General features: G+C 58.9%; 3 protein-coding genes. 1 reads left to right on the top strand and 2 read right to left on the bottom strand.

Annotated features, from left to right (window positions below; translation table 11 throughout):
- Positions 1 to 115: 115 nt before the first annotated feature.
- Positions 116 to 1,504, bottom strand: a complete 1,389-nt coding sequence (locus tag Q319_RS0122925) for an ISKra4 family transposase (protein ID WP_029484710.1) — start codon at positions 1,502 to 1,504, stop codon at positions 116 to 118.
- Positions 1,473 to 2,141, bottom strand: a complete 669-nt coding sequence (locus tag Q319_RS26670) for a plasmid pRiA4b ORF-3 family protein (RefSeq protein ID WP_034416576.1) — start codon at positions 2,139 to 2,141, stop codon at positions 1,473 to 1,475. The genes Q319_RS0122925 and Q319_RS26670 overlap by 32 nt, the downstream gene beginning before the upstream one ends.
- Before the next feature lie 121 nt (positions 2,142 to 2,262).
- On the opposite strand from Q319_RS26670, the gene Q319_RS0122915 reads away from it, so the two are divergent.
- Positions 2,263 to 2,964: a tyrosine-type recombinase/integrase gene (locus Q319_RS0122915; protein ID WP_081846265.1), complete on the top strand. Its 702-nt coding sequence runs from the start codon at positions 2,263 to 2,265 to the stop codon at positions 2,962 to 2,964.
- Positions 2,965 to 3,079: the final 115 nt, after the last annotated feature.

The raw sequence follows: 3,079 nt of genomic DNA, 5'->3' as shown, positions 1-3,079 counted from the left end.
AACATGATGCGACGTATCGAATTCGACTCCACTGCCGATGCCCCATGAACCACGGTGCTTCAAGCCCCCGGAATTTGGTGGCCTCCAGACTCAGGAGGCCACCAAGATCCAGGGGCTAAGCTGCTTTCCTGAAGGCCGGATACCACTGGCGGAACAGGTCTTCGAGTTCGTTGTTGATGACCCGGGTCCTGATCTGAAGCAGCAGGTGGGCACCGCGCGGCGTCCAACCCATCGACTGTTTCTTGACAAAGCGTTTGCTGATGATCTGATTGACCGCCGATTCGACAAAGCCTGTTGAAATTCGCTCGCCCGCCCGGTACCGCTCGCCATAGTTCACCATGTAGGCTTTGTTGTTGCCGATGTAGCCCATCATCTCCACCACGTACTTTTTCATCTTCCGAAGGCAGGCGGGATCCACCTGTGGGCTGTCCAGCGCGCTGGACAGCTCCATTTCCAGGTCACTGAGTTCCTCGCGGCCCTGACCCACATGACCGTGCCAGAGATGGTGCTTGGTCCGCTCTAATCGTTCAGGAACGTCGTTCAGTGCCTCAATCTCTCTGGGCAGGCCCCTGGCCATCTGGCCGAGTACGGTCAAGCGCATGGTCACGTGAAACCAATCCAGCACGTGTTCGGCGTTCGGGCTGAGGTACAACTGGAGATTCCGGACGTTGTCGCCCCCGTCCGACATAAAAGTCACCGCCTGGTTTTCCTGCATGCCCTGCGAGCGCAGCATCTCGAACAGCCGTCGGCGGGGCTTCTGGTCATGGGTGGTGACAAAGGCGAAGGTCTTGCTGCTGGGCTGATCCTCGATCTGAGTACGCTTGAACGCCAGAATGCTCTTCCCAGCGATCACCTCAAACCAGCCCTTTCCCCTGGCCCGAACGAAACCGCCGTCGATTCCGACGGTCAGGGGACCATCTGGCATGGGCAGTGCGTTCCAGTCCTGCTGGCAGCCCTCGACGAAGAACGCCTGTTCCGCGCCCAGGGCATCTTCGGCCCGCTGGGCCACCCGGTGGACGTGCTTCCGAACCGTCTCGGCATTCAACGTCTTGCCCATGGGCAAGACGTCTCTCAGCAAATCCACCGTGGCCCCGTAGGACACCATCGACGCCCATTTGGTCTGTAAGAACAGCAGCTCGGGTGTGGTGTTCTCGGGCATCAAACTGGAGAGTGGACTGAAGGTGCCGCCCTGGACATCGCACGCACAGCGCCACCACCTTGGACTGTTTACCAGAATATCGCCATAAACTGTGCGCAGCAGGACGTGATGGTGGCCTTTCATGCGGCGCTGAACGCCACAGTCCGGACACGAACGAACCCCTTCAAGCTGCTGGCTGATCTGCCGCTCCATCAGGACGGTCTGAAAAGCGTGTAGAACAGCTTTTCCCTCTTCGAGGCTTAATCCAAGGGTCTCGAAGGTCAGGTTGCCCCGTTCAAAACTGCCGAGGTCATGGACGTCTTTCTGATCGCCCTCAATCAGCGTCACTTGAAGCCTGATTTGCATGTTCCACCTCCCGAAGTCGCCGGTTTACGGCTTTGCGGTCAAACTGGTCTGGGGCAAAGCGCTGCCGGAACCGGAGGCGCTCGAGTGCATCCAGGAGGTCTTCGTCCTCACGCAAGACGCGGGCGTCTTGCCCGTCTGCCACGCTGAGGACAGCTTCACTGATCAGCACCATGTCCTCCATTGCGCTGAGCGAGAGGCGCTCCAAGACACCTTTCCGGTGGCCCTCAGGGCCACCGCAATCTTCGGGCGGACACGAATGGCGTCCAGCAACGCAGCGCGGGTACTTCTTTTTTAAATCGAGTGGCAGGACGCGTTCCAGACGCAGATCGTGTTGCCAGAAATCCCCGAAGTCATATTCGTACTGGAAGCGCTCTCCGGCGCGCAGATTGAACTGATCGAGCCGAACGGTCTTTGGATTCGTGGTGAGCACGATGCCGCCCTCGTAAGCAATGCCGTAATCGTACCCGTGAATCCTGAATTTATGGAGATGGGCGTCCTCCCAGCCCATGGCGACTTGCACCACCTGGTGCAGCAGGGCGATGCTGGTGTCACTCCTGACCAGCACTCGTCGCCAGACGGTGGGTTCGACTTCGCGCAGGACGATATTGAGCTGATAGACCACCACTTCAGCCGCCATAGGCCAGCGTATCTCAGAGCTCTCTCGGATCAGGAGTTCGCCAAACGGCGGAAAGGCGAAATGATTCCTCTCGCCTCCATACTTCAGCAGGGCTGGAACCGCTCCAGCAGCGAGGGATTGCATGCCGTCATCCGAGAATGCGAAATCTGAGTTGGTGGCGCAGCTCGTCCGGCTGGCCCGGAGAGAACACCTGAGCTATGACGAGTTCGGGTACATCTGCCAGCAGGCCCGGAAGAAACTCAAACTCAAGAAGCCGAAGCGGGAACAGCGTTTACCACAGTTGCTCACGTCCGAGGAACTCGGACGCTTCTTCCGGGCGGTGCGCGAAGGTGGCCGCGTTGAGCATGAAATCATCCTCAAGCTGCTGTTCTTCACCGCCGTACGGGTGGGCGAACTGGTCAAGATCGAGGTGAATGATGTTGACCTCGCGGCCTGCAAAATCTTCGTGGATCAGGGCAAGGGCAGCAAGGACCGCTACCTCCTGTTCCCACAAACCTTCAGCCTGGTGCTCCGGACCCACCTCGCGGCCCATCCAAAGCAGATGTATCTGTTCGAGACGCAGCGATGCGGACCGTATACGGTCCGCCGAATTCAACAGATCGTCCAGCGCTACCGGGAGGCCGCCGGGTTGAGTTCTTCCGTCCATCCCCACCTGTTCCGCCACCAGATGCTGACGTTTCTGACCGGTCAGAAGCTCTCGGATGCACAGATCCAGCTCCTGAGCGGCCATGCCAGCAAGAAAAGTCTGGAAGTGTACCAGCACCTCTCACTCGACGCCGTGGACGCCGCTTACCAGCAGGCTGTTCGGTTCATAGACCTCTAGCCCCCGGATTTTGGTGGCCTCCAGACTCAGGAGGGTACCAAAAAGCGGGGGCAACTCTGCCCCAGGGCGATTTGGCAACATGATGCGACGTATCGAATTCGACTCCACTGCCGAT

The organism is Deinococcus marmoris DSM 12784 (assembly GCF_000701405.1).
GTDB classification, from domain to species: Bacteria; Deinococcota; Deinococci; order Deinococcales; family Deinococcaceae; genus Deinococcus; species Deinococcus marmoris.
This window is presented reverse-complemented; position numbering and strand designations above follow the sequence as displayed.